This window comes from Streptococcus parasanguinis (assembly GCF_016648925.1).
Classification (GTDB): domain Bacteria; phylum Bacillota; class Bacilli; order Lactobacillales; family Streptococcaceae; genus Streptococcus.
The window spans coordinates 1-5,856 of record NZ_JACLQX010000040.1 but is presented as its reverse complement, the minus strand read 5'-3'; the positions used below and the strand labels follow the sequence as shown (position 1 = coordinate 5,856).

Here is a 5,856-nt window from a genome sequence, read left to right as displayed (position 1 = left end):
GCAGTGGTTGAGTGGGCTCTACTACGCTGATTTCATCAGCTTTTACAGCCCTACTCAACTGTGCGGAGGTGGGACGACGAAATCGAATTCTACCGAATGACCGATTACTGTCCCACTCTCTAACTGTTGCTTTAGGAGGCAATCATCATTGAATCTTATACGCGTTCTGTCCAAGGTGTTGCTACTTTATCCAAGACTGCGTTCAATTCTTCAATATTTTGACGCCCTTCTGTACGAAGCCATTCACGAGCAGCTGCTTCTCCATCTTTGATGTAAGCTTCTACTGAACCTGCCCATGTCGCACGTCCACAAAGAACGCCGTTGAAGTTTGCACCAGATGCATGAGCAAATTCCAAGGTTTCTTGGAAGAGTTTTGCAGATACACCTGCACTGAGGTAGATGTATGGAAGGTTGGTTGCTTCTTCTTGTTCTTTGAAGAAAGCAGCTGCTTCTTCACGACTATAGACAACTTCTCCTTCTCCAAATCCTTCCACGAAGTTCACATTAACTGGAACCTCCACTTTCAAGACATCGATATTGAAACGAGGATCTGAGAAGACTTTCATAGCCTCAATCACCTTACGAGGTTTCAATTTCGCATATTCAGCAGAGGTTGCATCTGCAATTCCTTCATCATAAGCCAAGATTTCAAGGAAGAATGGAATGTCTTCTGCCACACATTCTGAACCGATGCGTTCGATATAAGCTTGTTTTTCTTGGTTGAGTTCATCTGCACTGTCTACATCATAGTAGAGCAAGAACTTCACAGCATCTGCGCCTTGTTCTTTGATGCGTTTTGCTGACCAAAGGTTCAAGCAGTCTGGCAAGCGCTTGGTGCTTGATGTATCGTAACCTGTTTTTTCATAGGCAAGTAAGAGACCAGCATCTTTGTCCAAGGCTTTTGTAGCAGGTAGACCATATTCTGGGTCCAATAACATAGATGAAGCATATTTTGTCAATTCATCAGCTACAAGGACTTTTAATTCTTCCATTTGTGCTACTGTTGGTTCTGTGTCTTGATATTTGGCCATCAAGCGTTTCAAAGCTCCACGTTGGTCGAAGGCCAAAGCTGAAATGACACCGTCTTTTGTGCTGAGACGTTCCAAATAGTTGCGTTTTTGTTCTGTTAATACCATTTTATACCTCTTTTACGATTAATTGTTGATACAAGGCATCATAGTGCCCCATGTTGACATGTCCTGTTTGTGCTTCTTGTGCATTTAACATTCCAAGAACATTTGCTTTCTTGAGCAAGTCTGCGTCACTCTCATGATGATAGAGACCAGATGCAATCCCTGCAACAGTCGAATCACCAGATCCAACTGGATTGACGACATCAATCTTAGGAATATCTACCTTATAGAAGACATCCCCATGTTTAGCGAAAGCGCCATTTGCACCAAGGGAGACAATCACCCATTCGATGCCATCAAAGAGAGAATCCTGAAGAACTTCTTTTAAGTCTTCCACATTCTTACTCACTTCTTTTCCTAACAACTGTGATAATTCTTCATTGTTTGGTTTAATGACCGTAGGCTTGACAGCTGCTTGAATGGCAGCTTCTAAAGAAGCTCCCGAGCAATCAAGTACGACTGGTTTCCCAGCTTCCCTTGCAATCTTGACAAGGATAGCATAGTAGTCCACTGGTAAACCAGCAGGAAGACTTCCAGAGATGGCAACAACCTCTACTTGTTCAACCAAGTGACGATAATGGTCGAGAAAGTCTTGGCCTTCTTTCTCAGAAATGGTTGGACCTTTTTCTAAGATTTCTGTTTGCTTGCCTTCGTGAAGGATGGCGATACAATTACGTGTATCTCCAGCAATTTCAAAGAAACGTTCCTCTATCCCTTCTCCTAAATGATCGAGAATGAATTGCCCCGTCCGACCACCAAGTAGGCCAGTCGTTGCCACTGGATCCTTTATCTCAGAAAGTACACGAGTAACGTTAAGACCTTTCCCACCAGCTGTCTTACTCACCTCAGCTACACGATTGACTGTATCCAACTGGAGTACATCCAAAGGATAAGAAATATCAATCGAAGGGTTCATTGTGACCGTTAATATCATACGTCACCTCTTAATCGTGATATTCACCACGGTCCCATTTTTCAAGGAATTCTGTAAAGAAATCAGCATCCGCTTGATGAGCATTATGGGTTTCCACATGTTGGATCTTAGCGATCAATTTTTTATTTTCTTCAGTTGGTTTGTATTCTGCGTTGATGAATGCTTCAATGATATCGCACATGAGCAATTCACCAGTGATCTTACCACCAAAACCGATCACATTCGCGTTCAATTTCTCTTTAGCATAAAGAGCAGTTGTCATATCGCGTACCAAGGCTGAACGGATACCAGGTACTTTGTTAACAGCATTGTTAATCCCAACACCTGTACCACAGATACAAACACCAAGATCTGCCTGGCCACTTGCTACAGCTTCACCGACTTTTTTACCAAAGATTGGATAGTGGGTACGTGTATGGTCATAAGTCCCAAAGTCGAGTACTTCATATCCTTTTGATTTCAAAAAATCAGAAACAGCCATTTTTTCATTTGTCACAATGTGATCACAACCAATTGCAATTCTCATTTGAATTCTCCTCTCATTAGCACATCTTATTCAACATATCGACACGGATTTGGTGACGGCCACCGTCGTATTTACCATTGACGAAGCCTTTGGCAATGTTCTTGGCCAATTCATCCCCAACAATTTCAGCACCCATGGTAATCATTCGAGAATTGTTGTGTCCACGTGTCATATAAGCAGAACGTTCATCTGAAACTTCTGCTGCTACCATTCCTTTGATTTTAGTTGCAACCATAAATGGACCAGCTCCGTAAGCATCAATTACGATTCCAAGATTTTGATCGTTTTTGTTCACTTCGCTCGCAACTGCAAGTGTGACATCTACAAAATCTTGACCTTCAGCAGTTACATCCACAACATCAAAGTTTTCTTTTACAAGAAACTCTTTCACGAGATCTTTTAATCTTAATCCTGCAGCATCTGCACCAATTACAATAGACATGTCCTGTCCTCCTTTTGTTCGTTTCAGCAAATATCCCTGTTGTTAAATTTTCACAAAGAAACATTTTCTTACTTTTGATATTATATTACACCTATTTTGAACGAAAGTCAACATTAAATTGTTTATTTTCGAACATTTTTTAAAATAAAAACACCATATCCACAACAGATATGGTGTCAGTTTTCAAACTACATATGACGATTATTTTGCATTTGCAGCATATTCTTCGTTACGTTTGATCATTTGTTTTCTGTACCAAGCGAAGATTCCGATATAGAATGTCAAGAAGACAACTACACCAAGGATAGCTTTGATATCACCAGTTGTTGCGTTACCGATTGTCCAACCGAGCAATTTTTCAACTGGGCCTTCAAGAGTTGAGTGAGTAATCAATTGAGTAGAAGCTACCCCTTTAGGGAAGGCATCAACACTCTTAGCCAATTGAGTTGCAAATGGTGCAATCAATGTTCCTGAAAGAAGGAAGAGTGGCAAGAGAAGGCTTCCGAAGATGATCATACGGATCAATTTACCGCGTGTTACAACCAACAAGGCTGGAGTTACACCCATAGCGATGATACCTGCAAGTGGCAAGATACCATTTCCGACTTTAGAAAGAAGCACTGCTTCGATCAACATGATTGGTGCAAGTACGTTCGCACAAGCCCAGATTTCAGCACGACCAGCGATAAATGGCCAGTCCAAACCGATGTTGAATTTACGTCCTTGAAGACGTTTAGTAGCAACGTTTGTAATACCTTGTGACAATGGTTCTACCGCTGCGATGAACCAAGAACCGATCAATGAGAACAATTCCAAGCAGACACCGGCAGTCAAACCAAGGCTCAACCAACCTTTAATAACCAATTCCCATTTGTCAGCATCTTGCACGCCAGCAACTGGATGTGGAGTACCCATGATACCGATAACGATACCAAGAAGGAAACCGATAAAGAATTTAGATCCCCAGAAACCGATCTTCTTGTTCAATTTAGCAGCGTCGAAGTCGTATTTATCAAGACCTGGGAAGAATTTGTCAAAGATTTTATCCAAGACCATGATGATTGGGTTCATCATGTAGTTCATGTGAGTTGAAGTCATAGGTGATGAACTTGGTGCATTCAACAAATCATCAAATGTTGGTTTCATCAAGTCTGAGTTGATGATTTTCATAATCCCTACAAGGACAACTGCAAGAGTTGCCAAGAAGAGTGATAGACCTTGGCTGACACCGTTGTTGTCTGCATACCATTTGATCAAAAGACCAGTGATAGACAAGTGCCAGATATCGAAGATATCGACGTCAAGTGTATCAGTTTTCTTGATAGCAAGCATGATAACGTTGACGATCAACATAATCAACAAGAAGTAAAGTGTCCAGGCAGACCCCCAAGTGATGGTCGCAAGAGGTGCCCAACCAACGTCAGTGATATTCAATTGAATACCTGTGTTCTCAACGAATTTTGCAAGAGACGCTGAGAAAGCTCCATTCAACATACCGATGATGGCACCGATACCAGTAAGGGCGATGGCAAGTTTAATACCACCTTCAAGGGCTTTGGAGAATTTCACTCCAAACAAGAGAGCCAATAAAGTCAAGACGATCAACATGATGATCGGTGCACCCATGTCTAGGATGGGTTTGAAAAACTTATTGGCAAAATCAATAATGCCATTCATAATAAATCCTCCCGATTTATAATTTGTTATATTAGGCTTTAATCGTTCCCAATTTTATAATTGGATAACGCTTACAATCGTGTTTAAAAAAATATTAACTTAATCCATGTTCTTTAATAGCAGCTTCGATGTTATCAAAGACTGGCGCACTCATCGCTGGAATACGGAACAAGATTGGTCCTGCTTCTACCACTGGAATACCAGGATCGAATCCCAAATCAGTTGCAGCAATTGGAGTAAAGATGTCATAACCAGAAATCAAATCTTCATTGACGTCTTTGACCATGACAGCGTCACAACGCACATCATAACCACGGTTTGACAACTCTTCTTCCAACGCATTCTTAATTTGGTGGCTAGAGTTAACGCCTGCACCACAGGCAGCTAAAATTTTAATCATTTGGATGTCCTCCATTATAAATATTTACGAATGTTTTAGGAAATAGTTTCCGTAATGTATTGATAAAGCTTATCTTCACTATCTAATTTTGATAGAGCTTCGAGATTTCCATTGGATGTAAAGAAATCCATCAGTTGGGCCAAAATATTGGTTTGGCTTGAGCTCGTATTATTGATAATAAAGAATAAGAGTGAAACTTGAACTTCCTTATCTGGAGCAATCATATTATGGAAAGTTACCGGTTGATCCAAACGAACCACCACCACATTCTCAGTGAGATTATGGACAATGTCTGTGTGCGGGATCGCCACATTTGGTAAGTCTTTACCAAGAAATTCCATGTCTAATCCAGTCGGGAAAGACTTTTCACGCTCAATCAAAGCGGAACGATAGGTTGGTGTCACAATCTGTCGCTCTTCCAATAAGCTTGCTACCTGCTCAAAGAGATCGGTTTGATCCTTGGCATGTAGGCAAAACACAAGATCTTTGTTAAAGAGTTGATTTAATCCCATTGTTGCCACCTCCTTATCTAACTATTTATTTATGGCTTCAGTATATCACTATATTGATTGATTGTCAATCTTTTTTTGTCTAAATTTGTTCATTTTTGTTTATATATCATTCTAAAGCGCTTTCTATCCGTCATTTTCCAACATCATTAAATCAGTAAAAAGAGAGTGGGACAGAAATCGGTAATTCGTTAGAATTCGATTTCGTCGTCCCACCTCCGCACAGTTGAGTAGG

Annotated in this window: 7 protein-coding genes; all 7 read right to left on the bottom strand. The window is 40.7% G+C overall.

Translation table 11 applies throughout. The annotated features are described in order from the left end of the window. Positions 1–155: 155 nt before the first annotated feature. The 7 genes from lacD to H7T97_RS10040 all read right to left on the bottom strand — a co-directional run bounded on the left by lacD (position 156) and on the right by H7T97_RS10040 (position 5,624). Positions 156–1,136 (bottom strand): tagatose-bisphosphate aldolase, encoded by a 981-nt coding sequence (gene lacD / locus H7T97_RS10070; RefSeq protein WP_023918366.1) that lies wholly within the window; start codon positions 1,134–1,136, stop codon positions 156–158. Position 1,137: 1 nt separating this feature from the next. Further along, positions 1,138–2,067, bottom strand: a complete 930-nt coding sequence (locus H7T97_RS10065; RefSeq protein WP_023918367.1) for a tagatose-6-phosphate kinase — start codon at positions 2,065–2,067, stop codon at positions 1,138–1,140. Positions 2,068–2,077: 10 nt separating this feature from the next. Then, complete coding sequence (lacB, locus tag H7T97_RS10060; RefSeq protein WP_023918368.1) at positions 2,078–2,593, bottom strand: galactose-6-phosphate isomerase subunit LacB; 516 nt, start codon at positions 2,591–2,593, stop codon at positions 2,078–2,080. Between the two features lie 16 nt (positions 2,594–2,609). Continuing rightward, positions 2,610–3,035 carry a galactose-6-phosphate isomerase subunit LacA gene (lacA, locus tag H7T97_RS10055; protein WP_003007724.1) on the bottom strand — a complete coding sequence of 142 codons (426 nt, stop codon included), beginning with the start codon at positions 3,033–3,035 and terminating at the stop codon, positions 2,610–2,612. 201 nt (positions 3,036–3,236) lie between these two features. Further along, positions 3,237–4,712, bottom strand: a complete 1,476-nt coding sequence (locus tag H7T97_RS10050) for a PTS transporter subunit IIC (RefSeq protein ID WP_023918369.1) — start codon at positions 4,710–4,712, stop codon at positions 3,237–3,239. Positions 4,713–4,806: 94 nt separating this feature from the next. Further along, the gene (locus H7T97_RS10045) at positions 4,807–5,112 is read right to left on the bottom strand and encodes a PTS sugar transporter subunit IIB (protein WP_003002828.1); all 306 of its coding nucleotides are present in this window, start codon (positions 5,110–5,112) and stop codon (positions 4,807–4,809) included. A 35-nt stretch (positions 5,113–5,147) separates the two neighbouring features. Then, on the bottom strand, positions 5,148–5,624 hold the full coding sequence (locus H7T97_RS10040) for a PTS sugar transporter subunit IIA (RefSeq protein WP_023918370.1): 477 nt from the start codon (positions 5,622–5,624) through the stop codon (positions 5,148–5,150). Positions 5,625–5,856: the final 232 nt, after the last annotated feature.